Here is a 17094-nt window from a genome sequence, read left to right on the forward strand (position 1 = left end):
ATCCGAAACGGAATCACTTGCGTCCCCCCGGATGCAATTGCACGAGACTATTCGGACCATGTCTCAATTGCCAACGCTTCCTATGTGATATTCGTCACATAGGGGCTCTATCGGGCGTATGGATAATGCGGCGAAGCGTCGCCCTGCTTTCGCAGCTGACGGCCGAAGCCGTCTGTTGAGCCCGTTACATTTGCACCACCTCGTGGCGCATCACGAACGGTGCAAGCAGTGCGTGCACCTCGCTCGCAACCGCCTCGCGCCGATCCGCCGGCAGGCCCGCCAGCGTCACGGTGGCGATCGAACCGTGGCTGCCGTGAGCGCCGACCCTGACCTTGCAGTCGATGCCGCGCTCGGTGAGCGGTGTCAGCACCTTGGTGAACACGCGCTGGGCTGCGTCCCAGCGCAGCTGCGGCTTGAACACCTTGCCGACGCCCGTCACCGGCATTGGATCGATCGGGATGACCTGCACCGGGACAGCCGCGCGCTCCGGCGTGCGCTCGCGCACCCACGTCTCCAGCTCGCCCGGCTCGACGGTCGCGCCCGGCTTCAGCTGCACATAGCCCACCGGCAGCTCGCCGGCATAGGCGTCGGGCTGGCCGACCACCGCGGCAAAGCCGACGGCAGGATGCCGGAACATGATCTCCTCGATCGGCGCCGGATCGATGTTGTGGCCGCCGCGGATCACGAGATCCTTGGCGCGGCCGGTGATCCAGAGATAGCCGTCGGCATCGAGCCGGCCAAGATCGCCGGAATTGACCCAGACTTCATCGACGAAGGCACCCTTGTTGTGCTCGTCGTTGAGATAGCCGCCGAACACGCCTGGGCCGGCCATGATGACGACGCCAATCTCGTCCGGCGCGCAGTCGCGGATCAGCTTGCCCTCGCCATCGAGCTGGACGATGCGGACGCGCGCGTAGGGCATGGGAAGGCCGACCGAACCGAGCCGGATCGGCCGCGACCGATAGGCCAGCGTGTGAACGCTCGATGTCTCGGTCATGCCGTAGACCTCGACGACCGGCAGCTTGAGCTTGTCCTGGATTGCAGACCCGACCGCGACCGGGATCGCGGAGCCGCCGCCGGCTGCATATTTCAGGCTGGAGATGTCCGCATTGCCAGGCGGCACAGCGAGCGTCGCGGCGAGTACCGTCGGGACGCTCGACAGCGCCTCCGGCTTGAAGCGCTCGACCAGCCCCCAGATGTTCTTCACGGAATTCGGATTGCGCCATCCGCTAGGCGACAGCACGACCAGCGAACCGCCGGCCGACAGCGTCGTCAGCACCTGCGTCAGCGAGCCCCCGACGTGAAACAGCGGCATGCCGAACAGCATGTTGGCGCCCGGCTTCGACTTCAGCAGCAGATTGAGCGCCCAGGCCTGATAGACTTGGTTGGTATGGGTGTGCCGCACCAGCTTTGGCGTGCCGGTGGTGCCGCCGGTGTGGAAATAGGCGGCGACGTCGCTGCCCAAAATCTTTCGTCCGCTGATCAGGCGGTCCGAAGGCTGCTGCTTGATCAGGTCGCTGAAAGCAAAGACTCCCTTCCCCGGGTCACCGCCACCGAACACCTGTACGATCGCCTTGAGATGCTTGAGTTGCGGCCTGATCTGCTCGACTTTCTGCCAGATGTCGGTGCCCGGCATCGGCCCGAGCGCCACCAGGACTTTTGTGTTCGCCGCTTCCAGAATCTCCGCAATTTGGTGCGGCTCCAGCAGCGGGTTGACTGGATTGGCGATGCCGGCGGCCTCCGCGCCGAACAGCGTTACGAAGGCGTCGGGCACCAGCGGCAGCATGAAGCTGACGACGTCGCCCTTCTCGACGCCCAGCGCGTGAAACATGTTGGCGGCCTGCGTGACGCGCGCGATGAGGTCGCGGTATGCGACCACGACCGGCGTGTCGGCCGGATCGGCATTTTGCAGGAACTGGATTGCCGGCCCGTCGGGGTTACGGCCCGCACCCAGTCTGATGGCGTCGTAAGTGCTCTCGGCCGCGACGCGATCGACGTAGGGGACCTGCTCGAAGGCTCGAACCTCGGCGTCCGTCGCCAGGTCCGGATAGTCGCTGCCGATGAGCCGATCGAGCGCGTGGATGCCCGCCATGAAATTCCGTCCTCCCTCAGATGCATGTCCCCGCGCCCTGTCTTTTGACTTTGGGGTTGGCGGGGCCTCGACCGATGGCCGGCCGAGCAGGGCCAGAATGATGGATGATTTGGCGTTCGTCCATGACCTACCGTCGGCGACAATGGGCTCTGGCAAAGGCCTTTGAACCTGCGCGCCCGATCCGGGGACCAAGAACTGGCATCGGACTCACATGCCGGCTTCCTTGCCAGCGCCGTTGCCAGCGCCCTGCCGCAAGACTTGAGGTGATCATGACTACGCCCCCGCGGGATTGCGCCACCCGGCTGTTCATCACGTTCGCCGTCACCACGGGGATCTTGACATCGGTGATCATGACATCGGTGATCGCCCTGCCCCGCGCGGCGCTCGCGGAGGATGGCCAGCTCGACAAGATGCGCGCCAAGATCTCGGCCTTCATCAGCGACCAGATGGAGAAGCTCGGCGGGTCACGCATCGTCTACAAGGTGGACACCGATGGCCTGCGCGAGAGCGTCGTCACGGATTTGCGCGACGACGTCTACAAGAACCTGCGGGAGGGCAAGATCGCCTTCTCCGGTCTTGCGATCCGCGACGGCGGCGTCGAGTTGAAGATTGCCGACGTCAAGGGCCGCGAGCAACTCGCGCGCAAGCTCGCCTCAGCGGCGGAAGGATTGCCGTCGCATGCACTCGCCGTGACCGACGGCAGCGACGGACTCGTCAGGCTCGCGCCGACGAATGCGGCATCCGCCGCGCGGTTGCACGAACTCGTCGAAGATGCCATCGCCATGATCGAGCAGCGTCTGAAGGAGGCCGGCGTCCAGCTCGCCAGCGTCCAGCCCGATGGCACCGACCGCATCCGAATCTTCCTGCCCGGCGTGATGGAGCCCGAGCGCGTCACCGCAGTCTTCGCCCGAAGGGTCAAGGTCGGCTTCCGCCTGATCGACCTCTCGATGCCGCCGGAGCAGGCGCAATCCGGCACGCCGCCGACAGGCACGGAAGTCCTGCCCGGCTTCAAGGACAAGAGCCTTTATCTGGTCGCCAAGGACAGCGTGCTCGACGGCGACGACATCAGCTATGCGGGCCCGGGATTTGCGAGCGCCACGAAAGAGCCGATCGCCTCGTTCCGCTTCAACGGCCGCGGCACGCGGCGCTTTGCCCACATCACCGAGGAGAATATCGCAAAGCCGTTCGCCATCGTGCTCGACGGCAAGGTGATCTCCGCCCCCATAATCCGCGAGCCCATCACCGGCGGCTCTGGCCAGATCTCCGGCAATTTCACCCTGGAGGAAGCAAACAGCGTCGCCATGCTGCTGCGCGCCGGTTCGCTGCCGGGGCACCTCGGCCTGGTCGAGCAGCAGGTCGTGCCGCCCGCCAAGCCCTGAGGCGGGGGATCGCCCCCCGCCCACGCCTGGTCCCGCCCCGCCCCGTCGACCGCCGAGGTCCACCACGCCGAGGCTCGTAGCCGGTGGCCCCCGAATCGCGGGCGCGCCACGGTCATACGCACCGCCAAACAGGCAATTGCCGAAACGCCCGATCAGGCTAAAATTTGCCTCTTGCGGCACGGCGGCCGAAAGCTTCATTCAAGAGGTCGTCGTTCGATTTCGGCTATAGGTGTCGAGAAGACCGACCGGGACTGAAGGCCTTACGCGGGGATAGTACCATGCCGTCCGGCAGCGCAGACATTTCGTCGATCCTCGACCGCATTCTCGAGGCGGCGACGGATAACCTCAGGATCGCGAAGATCCTGGTCCAGATGGGCCTCGATCCAAACAACGTCACCTATGACTCGATCTTCAATCGGATGCTGGAGATCTTCGTCCAGAACATCACGCTGGCTAATATGTTCGCCGCGGTCGGGGCCGGCTTCTTCGTCGCCACGCTCCTGATGCGGACCATGGTGCCGCTGCGCGTCGCCAACATGGTCGGCTGCGCGTTCTTTGCCGTCTTCGGCGCGCTCTCCGCCAACGTCTCGACCTTCCTGCTCTATCTCCTGCTGCTACCGATCAACGCCTTGCGCCTGCGGCAGATGCTCAAGCTCGTCAAGAAGGCGCGCCATGCGGCCGAAGGCGACATGTCGATCGAATGGCTCAAGCCGTTCATGACCGAACGCAAATATCGCCGCGGCGACACGCTGTTCAAACTCGGCGATCCAGCCAAGGAGATGCTCCTCACGGTCACCGGCAAGTTCCTGGTCAAGGAGATCAATATCGAGATCATGCCGGGCGCGCTGATGGGCGAGCTCGGCTTCCTCACGCCGGGCAACCGGCGCACCGGAACGATTGAATGCATCGAAGACGGGCAGGTGCTGACGATTACCTATGACCGGTTGCTCGAGATCTACTTCCAGGATCCGCAGTTCGGCTACTACTTCCTGGTGCTGACCAGCCAGCGGCTACTGCAGAACATCGATCGCTTGCAGAAGCAGCTGGCGTCGGAGCGGACGGCGACCACGAACAGGATCGCTTGATAGCCTGCACGCCGCCGTTCAGTCCAAGAGCAACGCCATGCCCGGATCGCCCTTCTCTATCGCACGCCGGTAGCCCGCCCGCGCGCTGATGCGGCCGAGATATTTGACCACGTCCGGACAGCGCTGGAGGTCATAGGGCTGGAAGTAGCGCATCGTGGTGAGCGAGAACACCGTCATGATGTCGGCAGTCGTGAAGGCGCTGCCCGCAAGATATTCGGCCTCGCGAAGCCTTGCGTCGAGAAGATCGTAGGCCCGATCGAGACGCCCCTTCATCGCGAGCAGGGTCGGATTGTCCTTGGCGAGATCGAGCCGGCTCAGGATCATCATCCTCCCCATGCCGGGTTGCAGGGTGCCATTGGCGAAATGAAGCCAATACAGAAACTGCGCGAAGGCGGGATCAGTGGGACCGAGCACGAGTCGGCCGTCGCCATATTTTGCAACGATGTAGTCGACGACGGCGCCGGATTCCGCGAGCACCAGCTCACCGTCGGTGATCACAGGCGCCGCCCCGATCGGATGCAGCGCCTTGTACTCGGCCGGAGCCAGCATGGTGACGGGATCGCGCGTATAGCGCTTCAGCTCGTAGGGAATCCCCAGTTCCTCGCACAGCCAGACGATACGCTCGGACTGCGACTTGCCGAGATGATGGACGGTGAGCATGAGGCCTCCTGAAGAGATGAAGCAGAACGTGGGATGTGCCACGAGATCGCACAGGAGCGGTTGCGATTACGCCTCGTCCGTCACCATCCGCGCCACGACGCGGTCGCGGCGGATGAAATGGTGCCACAGGGCGGCGATCACGTGAACCGCGATCAAGGCGAGCAGCACATAGGCAAAGAGGATGTGGCGGTCTTCATAGGCGCCCGCCGCCGCGCGGTCGGGAGCGGTGAATTGCGGCACGTGGAACAGGCCGAAGAAATCCGAATAATCAGGTGCGTGCGCGCCGGAATGCGCCCAGCCGAGCATGGTGACGACGATGACGGCGAGGTAGAGCGCACCGTGGCTGACATAGGCCGCGACCTTCTGCCAGCGCGAGGCCTCGGCCGGCATGGTCGGCGTCGGGTTGACGAGGCGCCACACCAGGCGCAGCACCGTGAGCAGCAGGATCACGTAGCCGATATCGGCGTGGATCGAGCGGTAGAAGAAACGGTCGGGACGCGCCGGGATGTGGTTCATCCACCACCCGAAGCCGATCATGCCGAGGATGGTCAGCGCCAGACTCCAGTGCAGCCATCTGGAAATGCTGCCCCAGCCGCTGCTGGTATTTCTGATCATGTCGGCGCTCCGGAGTTTTGCGGGCCTGTCCCTATCCGCACCGCAGTACGGCAGCTGATAGCGGGACCATGCGGCAATCGCGAAATTGAATCGTTCCAAATTGGCCCTCAGCGCCCCTGCCGCAAAACCGCCCCAAAAACCGAATGGTAACCATGTCGGGCTAGAGTGATCACGTGACCAATTCTCCGACGATTCTGGTGTTCGATTCCGGCCTTGGCGGGCTCACGGTCCTGCGTGAGGTCGTGGCCGCGCGCTCCGACGCGCATTATGTCTACGTCGCGGACGACGCCTTCTTCCCATACGGCCACCACAGCGAGGACGAGATCATCGCCCGCGTGGTGCCGCTGATGGGGGAATTGGTCGGCACGCACGATCCTGACCTCGTCGTCATCGCCTGCAACACGGCGTCCACCCTGGTCCTATCGCATCTGCGCGCCGCTTATTCCCTGCCCTTCGTCGGCACTGTGCCGGCGATCAAGCCGGCCTGCGCGCAGTCGAGGAGCCGGCGCGTGTCGGTGCTCGGCACCAAGGGCACGGTGAAGCGCGAATACACCAAGGCGCTAATCCGCGATTTCGCGCAGGGTTGCGAGGTGACACTGGTCGGCTCGCCCGAGCTGGCCGCGCTGGCTGAAGCCGAGCTCAGCGGCTCTCCCGTCAGCGACGACGCCATCCTCGCCGAGCTCGCCCCGTGTTTCGTCGGCGATGCCGGGGACGCAGGCGCACGCACCGACACCGTCGTGCTAGCCTGCACGCATTATCCACTGCTGCTCGACCGGCTGAAAAAGCTCGCGCCCTGGCCGGTCGACTGGATCGATCCGGCGCCCGCGATCGCCCGCCGCGTCTCGGATCTACTCGGTCCGCACACCGGTGACATCGCGCAATCCGGCGCCGAGATGATCTTCACCTCGAACCGCGTGCATGGTCTTTCGGCCGCGCTGATGCCGTTCTTCGGCGGCCGCATTCCGGCCTGACCTTGCGCCTCGACGGCGCGCTGCTAGGCTCCGCCGTCGTCGTTTCTTGCAGGTTCTTCCCCATGTCCGTCCCGACCACGCCGCTCAACCGTCTCCGGCAGCTCTGGCGCGAGGGTCGTCCCGCCTTCGGCGCGATCGCGACGATCCCGAGCGTGCAGACCGTGCAGATCATGGCGCGCTCACTCGACTGGATCATCGTCGATCTCGAGCATGGGCCGATTGGACTGACCGAAGCTCATGCGATGATCGCGGCCACCACCGGCACACCTTGCACACCGCTGGTGCGGATCGCGGCTAACGAGCCATGGCTTGCGAAGGCACCGATGGACATCGGCGCCTTCGGCATCAATTTCCCGATGATCACCAATCGCGCGGAGGCTGAGAAAGCGGTGCGCAGCGTGCGCTATCCGCCACGCGGCGATCGGCTCTGGGGTCCGTTCCATGCGCCATTCCGCTGGGGCCAGTCGATGCCGGACTACATGGCCAGTGCCGACGACGAGATGATCTGCATGATCACCATCGAGCACGTCGACGCCGTCAACCGCATCGACGAGATCATGGCCACGCCCGGCATCGACGTCGCCGTGATCGGCCCCGGCGATCTCGCCACCTCCATCAACAAGCGCGGACAGATGGACGATCCGGAATTGCTGGAGCTGGTGGCGCGGGCCGAGGCCGGTATCCTCAGAAGCGGCGTGCCGATCGGCGGCGTGGCGCGTACCGCAGATCAGGCCAACGCCCTGGTCGATCGCGGCTACCGTGCGATCGCACTCGGTTTCGACTGGTCGCTGTTCCAGCGCGGCATCATGGCGGCGTTCGAAGGGATCAAGCGCTGACGGCGAAGCCGATTGCCAACTTGCCGGGAACAGCGGCGCTGCTAGGGTCGGCCGTTCCAGGGAGGAAAAACCATGCTCAAAAAGACTTTGCTCGCTGTCGCCTTCACCAGCCTCGCTGTTGCGGCCTTCGCCCAGCAGCCCGGCATCAAGCGCACCCCGCTCCAGAAGGTCGAATTTCCGGATGGCTACAACACCGTCACCGCCATCGCGGAAGTCCCGGCGGGCGGCTCGGCCGGACGCCATACCCATCCGGGCATTGAGACCGGCTACGTGCTCGAAGGTGAACTCAATCTCCTCATCGACGGGCAGCCGGAAAAGACGCTGAAAGCCGGCGATTCCTACCAGATCCCGGCAGGCGTCGTGCATGACGCCAAAGCCCACGGCGACAAGGCTATGAAGGTGCTTGGGGTTTACGTCGTCGACAAGACCAAGCCGCTGGCCTCGCCGGCGCCCTGATGCGGCGAACCGACCGGCCCTGAGCTCGTTGGTTCGTGCTAGAGCAGGCGGCGAGCGGGACCCCCGCTCGCTGCACAAATTTTAATCAGGGGAAACCAAAGAGCGATGCGCGGGACTCCCAAGACCATTTCGCTGCCGCGTCGCCTGATTATCGACCTCATGCACGCCTCGATGGGCGTGCCCTTCGTGTCGCTTTCACGTTCGCTCGATATCGGCCCCCTGCTGGAGGCTCGCGCGGGCGCGATGGCGCCAGCCGGCTGGGCGGCCATGTTCGTCAAGGCTTTTGCCCTCGTCGCCAGGGACGAGCCGGTCCTGCGTACCGTCTATGCCAAATGGCCCTGGCCGTCGCTCTACGAGCTGCCGACGAGCGTGGCGTCGGTGGCCATTGCCCGGGTCGAGGGCGGCGAGGAATGCGTGATCCCGCAGCGAATCGCGGCTCCCGAGGCCATGACGCTGGCTGCGGTCGACGCCGAGATCCGGCGCGCCAAGACCGCCCCGATCGACGAAATTCCCATGTTCCGCAAGATCATGCGGGCCACCCGCCTGCCGCTGCCGCTGCGGCGGCTGTCCTGGGCGATGGGGCTGAACTTCGGCCGGCAGCGCGGCAACTGGTTCGGCAGCTTCGCGGTGAGCTCGGTGGCCGCCTATGGCGGCGGCGAGCTTCACCCCATCACACCGGGGCCTTTCATCGTCAGCTATGGGGTGGTCGGGCCTGATCAGACCATCCATGTCGTAATCCGCTGGGATCACCGGGTCACCGATGGCGCCCCAATCGCCCGGGTCCTGACCCGGCTGGAACAGGTCCTGAACACTGAAATCGCTGCCGAATTGCAGGCGGCGGGCCCCAAGCCGATCCGGGCGGTCGGGACGTGATTTCAGGCCATTCGCATTGACAGCGAGCCCCAAATCCCCCTAAAAGCCGCTTGCTCGCGGGCCGATTTCGGCCCGCGAAGCGTTTCGCGACCCGCGGTCCCGTCCCTTAAGCTTTGGGGATCGGACCTGTCAGTGCCGGGCTAGCCCGTCACACAGGAGGGCGCGTTTCCTCAAACCATGTACCTGAAGAGGACGCGATGACTAAGCGCAGTGAGGCGAAGTACAAACTCGATCGCCGTATGGGCCAGAACATCTGGGGCCGCCCGAAGAGCCCCGTGAACCGCCGCGAATACGGCCCCGGCCAGCATGGCCAACGTCGCAAGGGCAAGCTCTCCGACTTCGGCGTGCAGCTGCGCGCCAAGCAGAAGCTGAAGGGCTATTACGCCAACATCTCCGAGCGTCAGTTCCACAGCATCTACGTCGAGGCCAGCCGCCTCAAGGGTGACACCGGCGAGAACCTGATCGGCCTGCTCGAGCGCCGTCTCGACGCGGTCGTGTACCGCGCCAAGTTCGTCTCCACGATCTTCGCCGCGCGCCAGTTCATCAACCACGGCCACGTCAAGGTGAACGGCCGCAAGGTCAACATCTCGAGCTATCTGGTCAAGATCGGCGACGTGATCGAGGTCAAGGAAGCCTCGAAGCAGCTCGCCCACGTCCTCGAAGCCAGCCAGCTCTCCGAGCGTGACACCCCCGACTATCTCGAAGTCGACCACGGCAAGATGACCGCGAAATACATTCGCATCCCCCACCTCTCCGACGTGCCGTTCCCGGTGCAGATGGAGCCGCATCTGGTCGTCGAATTCTATTCGCGCTAAGATCTGAATATCGAAAGGCCCCGGTTCGCCGGGGCCTTTTTGCTTAAGAGCCACACTTCATTGGCCGTTTGCCTTCAGGAGGCGTCGCATGCTCTACACCCCTCCCCCGATCGACCCCAAAGCGCCGCCGGTGCGCATCAATCTGCTCTCGGACACGCAGACCAAGCCGACACCTGCGATGCGCGAGGCGATGGCGCGGGCGGAGGTCGGCGACGAGCAGGTCGGCGACGATCCGACCGTGAACGCGCTGTGCGAGCGCGTCGCCGAGTTGCTCGGCAAGGAAGCCGCCGTGTACATGCCGTCAGGCACGATGTGCAACGTCACCGCGACGCTGGTGCATTGCCGCCCCGGCGACGAGATCCTCGCCCATGAGAGCGCCCACATCATCGCGCGCGAGGGCGGCGCGCATGCCGCGATCGGCGGCTTTCAAGTCACGCAATTGAAGGGACCCGACGGCCAGTTCACGCCGGAGACCTTTCGCAGAGCGCTGCATCCGCGCACGCGCTACCAGCCGCCACAGACGGTGGTCAGCGTCGAGCAGACCGCCAATATCGGCGGCGGCACGATCTGGAAGAAGGCTGCGCTCGACGAGATCGTCGCGATCGCGAAACAACATGGCCTCGTCACCCACATGGACGGCGCGCGCCTGCTCAACGCCACTGTCGCGAGCGGCATCTCGCCGCGCGACATGACCGCCGGGTGGGATTCGGCCTGGATCGACTTTTCGAAGGGCTTGGGCGCGCCGATCGGCGGCGTGCTGGCAGGCTCGCGCGCCTTCATCGATGCGGTCTGGCAGTGGAAGCAGCGGCTCGGCGGCTCGATGCGACAGGCCGGAATCTGCGCGGCGGCTTGCATCTACGCGCTCGACCATCATGTCGAGCGGCTCGCCGACGACCACGCCAATGCGCGCGCGCTCGCCCGCGGTCTGTCGCAGATCGCAGGAATCGAGGTGCAGGAGCCCGAGACCAACCTGGTGTTCTTCAAGCCCGATGGTGCCGGCATTCCCGGCGACAAGATGGTCGCGGCGCTGCGCCAACGCGGCGTGACGCTTGCAATGATGGACGGCCGCATCCGCGCCTGCACCCATCTCGACGTCAATGCCAGCCAGATCGAGGAGACGATCGGCTACGTGCGCGAAATCGTGCGCGGAGCGTAAGTCGAGCAGTCCCGTAGCCCGGGTGAGCGCAGCGATACCCGGGACTTCACGCGCAGGGATCCCGGATGTCGCTGCGCTCATCCGGGCTACAAACAAATCGGCGATTCACCGCCCCATCGCCTGATAGATCAGCGTCTTCAGCGCCAGCTGAATCCGGCCGCGCTGCGTTGGGGTCTGCACCATGAAGATCCCGAACAGATCGTCCTCGGGATCGATGAAGAAGAACGTGCCCCCGACGCCGTCCCAGCGATATTCGCCGAGCGGCCACGCCGTTCCAGGGGGTACCGAGGTGCGCACGGCGAAGCCGAGACCAAAACCGGAAGATCCGCCCGGATAATAGTTCTGGTCGCGCGCGATCTTCGTCTCCGGCCCGATATGATCCGAGGCCATCAGCGCGATGGTCTCTGGCTTCAGATAGCGCCGGCCGTCATAGGTGCCGCCACTCAGCAGCATCTGTGCGAAGCGGGCATAGTCGCCAATCGTGCCGACCATGCCGCCGCCGCCCGATTCCCATCTCGTGGGCCGCTTGATGTCGCGGACCTGCGTTGTCGGATTGATGTTGCGATCCCCAGGCATCGGCTCGGCGATGCGCGGGAATTTGGCGGAATCGGCGATGAAGAACGCGGTCTCGGTCATCCCAAGGGGATCGAGCAGCCGCTCCTTCTCGAACTGGAGCAGCGTCTTTCCGGAGATCACCTCAATGACGCGGCCGAGCACGTCGGTGGAAAAGCCGTAGTCCCACACCGTGCCCGGCTGCTCGACCAGCGGCAGCGCGGCGATCTTCGCGACGAAGTCGGCGTTGGTGAGTTCGCTGTTGAAGAGATTGGCGTCCGCGTAGAGCTCGCGCACCGCGCCGCCGCCTTGATAGCCGTAAGGCAGCCCCGAGGTGTGACGCATCAGGTCCTTGATCGTGACCGGGCGATTCACCGGCTCCAGCACCAGCGCAACCTTGCCGTCCTCGGCCTTCCTCTCGACGCCAACCTTCATCCCGCCAAAGGCCGGAATGTACTTTGCGACGGGATCGTCGAGCGTAAGCCTGCCCTCCTCGACCAGCATCATCGCCATGACTGAGGTGACCGGCTTCGACATCGAGTAGAGGCGGAAGATCGTATCCGCGCTCATCGATAACTCGGTCGCGACGTCGCGGACGCCGAAATTCTGGTAGTAGACCGGCTTGCCGTGCTGCTGGAGCAGCAGGATGGCGCCCGGAAACGTGCCAGCGGCGATCTCTTTCCGAATGTAGTCGGAGACTCTTGCCAGGCCTTCCGGCGAGAGATTGTGCGCGGCGCGCTCGGAGCCGGCCTTCGCACCAACGACTCCGAACAGAAGCACGAGCGCCGCGACCAATGCGCGGCGCCCGAACATGTCAATTCTCCATCGCTTCATAAACCAGCTGCTTCAATGTTCGCTGCACGCGCTGGCGCTCGGTCGGGGTCTGTTCCAGCAGCACGAAGAACATGTCCTGCTTGGGGTCGATCACGAAATAGCAGCCGGAGGCGCCGTCCCATTTCAATTCGCCGAGATCGCCGGGCGGTGGCGGTTTTGCGTTGCCGGGGTCGGTGCGGACCGCAAGTCCGAGACCGAAACCAAAACCGTCGCCGGGGAAATAGAAATAATCGCGATCGACGCCCGACTTGGGTCCGATCTGGTCGGTCACCATCAGCTTGAACGTCTCGGGCTTGAGAATCGTCTTGCTGTCGAAATTGCCGCCGTTGAGCAGCATCTGCGTAAAGCGCTCATAATCCGCCATGGTCGTAACCATACCGCCACTGGCAAACTGGATTTTCTTGACGACAGTCGGATCGTTGATCCGTCCGACCCGGAAATCGCTGTCGTTCGGCACCGGCTGCGCCAGCAGCTTCTGCTTCTCAGGATCGGTGACGAAGAAGCCGGTGTCGACCATGCCGAGCGGGTCCAGCAGCTTCTCCCGTTCGATCTCGATGAGCGGCTTGCCGGCCGCGACTTCCATGACCCGCGCCAGGATGTCGGTGGAATGGCCGTATTGCCACAGCGCGCCCGGCTGGTTGTGCAGCGGAAGTTTTGCGATTCGCTCGGCGAACTCGGCGAGATCGAAATCGCCAGCATAGATGTTGGCCTCACGATAGGCCTTGCGGACGAGGCTGTCGCCGTAGAAGCCGTAGGTGACGCCCGAGGTGTGCGTCATCAAATCGTGCACCGTCATCGGCCGGTTCGGCGGCACGAGCTCGAGCGACTTGGTGCCGTCCTCGGTCTTCTTCTCGACGCCGACTTTCACATTGGCGAAGGACGGAATGTATTTCGAGACGGGATCGTCGAGCTTGATCGTACCTTCCTCGATCAACTTCACTGCGACGACGGACGTGATCGCCTTGCTCATCGAGAACAGGCGGAAGATCGTCTTGTCGGTGATCGGCGCCTTGCTGACCGCGTCCTGCACGCCGAAGACTTCGTGGTAGACGGGCTTGCCATGTTGCTTGATGAGGACGTTTGCCCCGGCGATCTTGCCGATCGCAACCTCGTTCTTGAAGAACTCGGTGATCCTCGCGAGCTTGTCCGGATTGAAATGCGCGCCGACCGGAATCTCGTAGGTGCCCTCCGCCCGCGCGAACGACATCGTACCCAACGACACAAGCGCGGCGCAGACCAGCGCACGCAGTCCAGACTGTGAAATCATATCCCCTCCCCGGAACATGGCCCGGCAGAGTGTACCGACCGCGTCGTCAGGCACAAGGGCCGCCATACCGCGCCAAAACGTCCGCGTGCAGAACCGCGCTCTTTTCCGAGAAACAACAAAATATGACGTCGACGACCAGCGGCGCGGCCGGCAGGGCTTCAATGGTCGCATGGACTGCAATCTTCGCGGCCTGGTCGGCCGGAAAGCCGTAAACCCCCGTCGAAATCGCGGAGAACGCCACGGAGGTCAGCTGATTGGCCTCACAGAGCTCAAGCGCACGGCGATAGCAGGCGCCCAGCGCCTCTGCCTCACCGCGAGTGCCGCCGTGCCAGACCGGGCCGACCGCATGGATCACATGGCGCGCAGGAAGAAGGTAGCCCTTCGTGATCTTGGCATCGCCGGTCGGGCATCCTCCGAGCTTCCGGCACTCGGCCAGAAGCTCGGGACCGGCCGCCCGATGGATCGCGCCATCGACGCCGCCCCCACCCAGGAGCGACGTGTTGGCCGCGTTGACGATGGCGTCAACGCTCAGCGTGGTGATGTCAGCTACGATGACCTTGAGCTCCGCGCCGCCGATCCGGCGCGTCAGCTGGGTCATGGATCAGGCCGCGATAGCGACGCCCTTTTCGGAGAAGAGCTGCTGCAATTCACCGGCCTGGAACATCTCGCGGACAATGTCGCAGCCGCCGACGAACTCGCCCTTCACGTAGAGCTGCGGAATGGTCGGCCAGTTCGAAAAGTCCTTGATGCCGTTGCGCAGTTCGGCGGATTCGAGAACGTTAAGGCCCTTATAGCCGACGCCGATGTGGTCGAGGATCTGGACGACCTGGCCGGAGAACCCGCACTGCGGAAATTGCGGTGTGCCCTTCATGAACAGAACCACGTCGTTCGACTTCACTTCGTTGGCGATGAATTCCTCGATGCTCATATCCGTGTCCTTCTGGGGCGCGAGCCCTCAATAATCCCTTCGGGCGGCTCGGCCGATCTAACCCGATACCTCCCATATATGTAGCCCAAACCGTTGTGCATCCAAAGTAAAATGGCGGCGACGGGGTCCGCTGGCCGGCCCGGACCATAGGCTGATGACATTAATATCATCGTCGAAAAGCACTTTTATCCCGTAGCGGGCGCCCTATCTAGGACGAACCCAGGTTTTGGAACCGGGCAACGCCAACAACGTTCTCTTGTCCTGTCTGGAGAAAAACGTGACGAAACCAGCCTCCGCTACGGCCAGTCCGCCGCTTTCGTCACCGCCGGCCGACCCGAGCAACCTCGCCTGGCGGCTTGAGGATGCCTTTCTCACGGTCCGCAACGAGACCGAGCGCCGCGCCGCGCCGCTCTCGCCGGAGGACCAGCAGATCCAATCGATGCCGGATGCGAGCCCCGCAAAATGGCACCGGGCCCACACCACCTGGTTCTGGGAGCAATTTCTGCTCGGCGAGCATTGCCCCGGCTACCGCCCCTTTCACCCTGACTTCGCCTTCCTGTTCAATTCCTATTACGTCAGCGCAGGGCCCCGTCATGCCCGGAATCACCGCGGCGACATCACCCGTCCCAGTGCAAGCGAGGTCGGCGCCTATCGCAGTTATGTGGATGCTGCGGTCGTGAAGTTCTTCCGGGAGGCCGGCGAGGACAAGCTCCGTGCCCTCGCCCCATTGGTCGAGGTCGGGCTCAATCACGAGCAGCAGCATCAGGAATTGATGTTCACCGACATTCTGCACGCCTTTGCGCAGAACCCGGTCTATCCCGCCTACGATCCGGACTGGCACTTTCCATCCGCAACGCGCGCCGGCAATGCCTGGCTGACGCTCAACGAGGGCATCCACACCGTCGGCCATGTCGAGGACAGCTTTCATTTCGACAACGAGAAGCCGGCCCACCGCGCCCTCGTCGGCCCGGTCAAGATCGCACGCAATCTCGTCACCAATGGCGAATGGCTGGCCTTCATGCGCGATGGTGGCTACGCGAACGCAACACTGTGGTTGATGGACGGCTTTGCCGCCGCCAACAAGGACGACTGGCAGGCCCCGGGCCATTGGCGCGAGGTCGACGGCCAATGGCAGGTCATGACGCTGGCCGGCCTCAAGCCGGTCGACCCCGACGCGCCGGTCTGCCACGTCAGCTATTACGAGGCCGACGCCTTCGCGCGCTGGGCCGGAAAACATCTGCCGACCGAGATGGAATGGGAGGTCGCGGCCCGCGCCGGCCAGCTCAACGATGCCTTCGGCATCGTCTGGCAGTGGACCCGCAGCTCGTATTCGCCCTACCCCGGCTATCGCGCGATCGAAGGCGCGCTCGGCGAATACAACGGCAAGTTCATGGTTAACCAGCTGGTGCTGCGCGGCTCTTCGCTTGCAACCCCGGAGGGGCACAGCCGTATCAGTTATCGCAACTTCTTTTATCCGCACCACCGCTGGCAGTTCACGGGACTGCGGCTCGCCGACTACGAGTAAAATTCTCATCCGACGACAAAATGCGCGCCGGACAGCGCGTTCAGGAGAGTACCATGAATGTGCACGCCAGCGCTTTGGCCGAAGCCCATCTTCCCGACGAGCAGACCACTGCCTTCGCGCGCGAGGCCATCGAGGACCTCTCGCAGCAGCCGAAAAAGCTGTCGCCGAAATATTTCTATGATGCGGCCGGATCGGAATTGTTCGAGGCAATCACGCGCCTGCCCGAATATTACCCGACGCGCACGGAGCTTGCGATCCTGAAGGAGCGCGGCAGCGAGATCGCGAAAATCATCCCGGAGCACGCGGCCCTTGTCGAATTCGGCGCAGGCGCGACCACAAAGGTCCGCCTGCTGCTCAACCACTGCAAGTTCGCGGCCTATGTGCCCGTCGACATCTCCGGCGATTTCCTGACGGCGCAGGCGAACGGCCTGAAGCGGGATTTTCCGTCACTCGGCATCTACCCGGTGGCGGCCGACTTCACCACACCGTTCGAGCTGCCCAAGGCGGTGGCGACCATGCCCAAGGTCGGGTTCTTCCCGGGCTCGACCATCGGCAATTTCGAGCCCCATGAAGCGCAGGCCTTCCTGAAGAGCGCGCGCGCTATTCTGGGCCGGGGTGCGCAGATGATCATCGGCGCCGACCTCGAGAAGGAGGAGCGCCTGCTCCACGACGCCTATAACGATGCCGCCGGCGTCACCGCGCGCTTCAACCTCAATGTGCTGGTGCGGATCAACCGCGAACTCGGCGGCAATTTCGACCTCTCCGCCTTCACCCATCGCGCGATCTACAATCGCGAACGGCACCGCATCGAGATGCACCTGATCAGTAAGAAGAGCCAGACCGTGCGCCTGCTTGGCACCAGCTTTTCGTTCCGCGCGGGCGAGAGCATCCACACCGAGAACAGCTACAAATACAGCCTCGAGCGCTTCGCCGCGCTGGCGCAGGGCGCAGGCTGGCGGGTGCGCGAGAGCTGGACGGATGCGGCGAAGATGTTCTCGGTGCACGCGCTGGAGGCGGCGGAGTAGAAATTCCTCCGTTTCCTGCGGCGCA

17 protein-coding genes are annotated in these 17094 nt (G+C 64.0%); 10 read left to right on the forward strand and 7 right to left on the reverse strand.

What is annotated here, in order from left to right; translation table 11 throughout:
* Positions 1-184: 184 nt before the first annotated feature.
* Complete coding sequence (locus BRA471DRAFT_RS24465) at positions 185-2092, reverse strand: acyl-CoA synthetase (protein ID WP_007612087.1); 1908 nt, start codon at positions 2090-2092, stop codon at positions 185-187.
* 269 nt (positions 2093-2361) lie between these two features.
* Here BRA471DRAFT_RS24465 and BRA471DRAFT_RS24470 point away from each other — a divergent pair, with 269 nt between their 5' ends.
* Together BRA471DRAFT_RS24470 and BRA471DRAFT_RS24475 are read left to right on the forward strand one after the other, a co-directional pair.
* Entirely contained in the window at positions 2362-3471 is a 1110-nt protein-coding gene (locus BRA471DRAFT_RS24470) for a hypothetical protein (protein WP_007612088.1), read from the forward strand.
* A gap of 278 nt (positions 3472-3749) precedes the next feature.
* Positions 3750-4556: a Crp/Fnr family transcriptional regulator gene (locus BRA471DRAFT_RS24475; protein ID WP_007612089.1), complete on the forward strand. Its 807-nt coding sequence runs from the start codon at positions 3750-3752 to the stop codon at positions 4554-4556.
* Between the two features lie 18 nt (positions 4557-4574).
* Here the strand turns inward: BRA471DRAFT_RS24475 and BRA471DRAFT_RS24480 are convergent, their stop codons facing one another.
* Together BRA471DRAFT_RS24480 and BRA471DRAFT_RS24485 are read right to left on the reverse strand one after the other, a co-directional pair.
* Complete coding sequence (locus BRA471DRAFT_RS24480) at positions 4575-5216, reverse strand: glutathione S-transferase family protein (RefSeq protein WP_007612093.1); 642 nt, start codon at positions 5214-5216, stop codon at positions 4575-4577.
* Between the two features lie 66 nt (positions 5217-5282).
* Positions 5283-5831, reverse strand: a complete 549-nt coding sequence (locus BRA471DRAFT_RS24485) for a cytochrome b (protein ID WP_007612097.1) — start codon at positions 5829-5831, stop codon at positions 5283-5285.
* Between the two features lie 173 nt (positions 5832-6004).
* On the opposite strand from BRA471DRAFT_RS24485, the gene murI reads away from it, so the two are divergent.
* From murI to BRA471DRAFT_RS24515, 6 genes are all read left to right on the forward strand, one after another.
* Positions 6005-6802, forward strand: a complete 798-nt coding sequence (gene murI, locus BRA471DRAFT_RS24490; RefSeq protein ID WP_007612098.1) for a glutamate racemase — start codon at positions 6005-6007, stop codon at positions 6800-6802.
* A 62-nt stretch (positions 6803-6864) separates the two neighbouring features.
* A complete protein-coding gene (locus tag BRA471DRAFT_RS24495; RefSeq protein WP_007612103.1) occupies positions 6865-7638 on the forward strand; it encodes an HpcH/HpaI aldolase/citrate lyase family protein in 774 nt (257 codons plus the stop codon).
* Positions 7639-7710: 72 nt separating this feature from the next.
* Entirely contained in the window at positions 7711-8094 is a 384-nt protein-coding gene (locus BRA471DRAFT_RS24500) for a cupin domain-containing protein (protein WP_007612104.1), read from the forward strand.
* A 105-nt stretch (positions 8095-8199) separates the two neighbouring features.
* Entirely contained in the window at positions 8200-8967 is a 768-nt protein-coding gene (locus BRA471DRAFT_RS24505; RefSeq protein ID WP_007612105.1) for a hypothetical protein, read from the forward strand.
* 197 nt (positions 8968-9164) lie between these two features.
* Entirely contained in the window at positions 9165-9782 is a 618-nt protein-coding gene (rpsD, locus tag BRA471DRAFT_RS24510; RefSeq protein WP_007612106.1) for a 30S ribosomal protein S4, read from the forward strand.
* Positions 9783-9870: 88 nt separating this feature from the next.
* The gene (locus BRA471DRAFT_RS24515; RefSeq protein WP_007612107.1) at positions 9871-10938 is read left to right on the forward strand and encodes a low specificity L-threonine aldolase; all 1068 of its coding nucleotides are present in this window, start codon (positions 9871-9873) and stop codon (positions 10936-10938) included.
* 105 nt (positions 10939-11043) lie between these two features.
* On the opposite strand, the gene BRA471DRAFT_RS24520 is transcribed toward BRA471DRAFT_RS24515, so the two are convergent.
* From BRA471DRAFT_RS24520 to grxD, 4 genes are read right to left on the reverse strand one after another with little or no spacing between them, the layout of a single operon-like run.
* Positions 11044-12303, reverse strand: a complete 1260-nt coding sequence (locus tag BRA471DRAFT_RS24520) for a serine hydrolase (protein WP_007612108.1) — start codon at positions 12301-12303, stop codon at positions 11044-11046.
* Between the two features lies 1 nt (position 12304).
* Positions 12305-13591, reverse strand: a complete 1287-nt coding sequence (locus tag BRA471DRAFT_RS24525) for a serine hydrolase (RefSeq protein WP_007612109.1) — start codon at positions 13589-13591, stop codon at positions 12305-12307.
* Between the two features lie 46 nt (positions 13592-13637).
* On the reverse strand, positions 13638-14189 hold the full coding sequence (locus BRA471DRAFT_RS24530) for an O-acetyl-ADP-ribose deacetylase (protein WP_007612110.1): 552 nt from the start codon (positions 14187-14189) through the stop codon (positions 13638-13640).
* Positions 14190-14192: 3 nt separating this feature from the next.
* The gene (gene grxD, locus BRA471DRAFT_RS24535) at positions 14193-14519 is read right to left on the reverse strand and encodes a Grx4 family monothiol glutaredoxin (protein WP_007612111.1); all 327 of its coding nucleotides are present in this window, start codon (positions 14517-14519) and stop codon (positions 14193-14195) included.
* Between the two features lie 226 nt (positions 14520-14745).
* On the opposite strand from grxD, the gene egtB reads away from it, so the two are divergent.
* A complete protein-coding gene (egtB, locus tag BRA471DRAFT_RS24540) occupies positions 14746-16044 on the forward strand; it encodes an ergothioneine biosynthesis protein EgtB (protein WP_007612113.1) in 1299 nt (432 codons plus the stop codon).
* A gap of 53 nt (positions 16045-16097) precedes the next feature.
* Entirely contained in the window at positions 16098-17069 is a 972-nt protein-coding gene (gene egtD, locus BRA471DRAFT_RS24545; protein ID WP_007612115.1) for an L-histidine N(alpha)-methyltransferase, read from the forward strand.
* The last annotated feature ends 25 nt before the right edge of the window (positions 17070-17094 follow it).

This window comes from Bradyrhizobium sp. WSM471, assembly GCF_000244915.1.
Taxonomy (GTDB): Bacteria; Pseudomonadota; Alphaproteobacteria; order Rhizobiales; family Xanthobacteraceae; genus Bradyrhizobium.

Bases quoted from the DNA above. Each gene is read 5' to 3' on its own strand.
- BRA471DRAFT_RS24465 (WP_007612087.1), bottom strand. From the start codon at position 2,092: ATGGCGGGCATCCACGCGCTCGATCGGCTCATCGGCAGCGACTATCCG.
- BRA471DRAFT_RS24470 (WP_007612088.1), top strand. From the start codon at position 2,362: ATGACTACGCCCCCGCGGGATTGCGCCACCCGGCTGTTCATCACGTTC.
- BRA471DRAFT_RS24475 (WP_007612089.1), top strand. From the start codon at position 3,750: ATGCCGTCCGGCAGCGCAGACATTTCGTCGATCCTCGACCGCATTCTC.
- BRA471DRAFT_RS24480 (WP_007612093.1), bottom strand. From the start codon at position 5,216: ATGCTCACCGTCCATCATCTCGGCAAGTCGCAGTCCGAGCGTATCGTC.
- BRA471DRAFT_RS24485 (WP_007612097.1), bottom strand. From the start codon at position 5,831: ATGATCAGAAATACCAGCAGCGGCTGGGGCAGCATTTCCAGATGGCTG.
- BRA471DRAFT_RS24495 (WP_007612103.1), top strand. From the start codon at position 6,865: ATGTCCGTCCCGACCACGCCGCTCAACCGTCTCCGGCAGCTCTGGCGC.
- BRA471DRAFT_RS24500 (WP_007612104.1), top strand. From the start codon at position 7,711: ATGCTCAAAAAGACTTTGCTCGCTGTCGCCTTCACCAGCCTCGCTGTT.
- BRA471DRAFT_RS24505 (WP_007612105.1), top strand. From the start codon at position 8,200: ATGCGCGGGACTCCCAAGACCATTTCGCTGCCGCGTCGCCTGATTATC.
- rpsD (WP_007612106.1), top strand. From the start codon at position 9,165: ATGACTAAGCGCAGTGAGGCGAAGTACAAACTCGATCGCCGTATGGGC.
- BRA471DRAFT_RS24515 (WP_007612107.1), top strand. From the start codon at position 9,871: ATGCTCTACACCCCTCCCCCGATCGACCCCAAAGCGCCGCCGGTGCGC.
- BRA471DRAFT_RS24520 (WP_007612108.1), bottom strand. From the start codon at position 12,303: ATGTTCGGGCGCCGCGCATTGGTCGCGGCGCTCGTGCTTCTGTTCGGA.
- BRA471DRAFT_RS24525 (WP_007612109.1), bottom strand. From the start codon at position 13,591: ATGATTTCACAGTCTGGACTGCGTGCGCTGGTCTGCGCCGCGCTTGTG.
- BRA471DRAFT_RS24530 (WP_007612110.1), bottom strand. From the start codon at position 14,189: ATGACCCAGCTGACGCGCCGGATCGGCGGCGCGGAGCTCAAGGTCATC.
- grxD (WP_007612111.1), bottom strand. From the start codon at position 14,519: ATGAGCATCGAGGAATTCATCGCCAACGAAGTGAAGTCGAACGACGTG.
- egtD (WP_007612115.1), top strand. From the start codon at position 16,098: ATGAATGTGCACGCCAGCGCTTTGGCCGAAGCCCATCTTCCCGACGAG.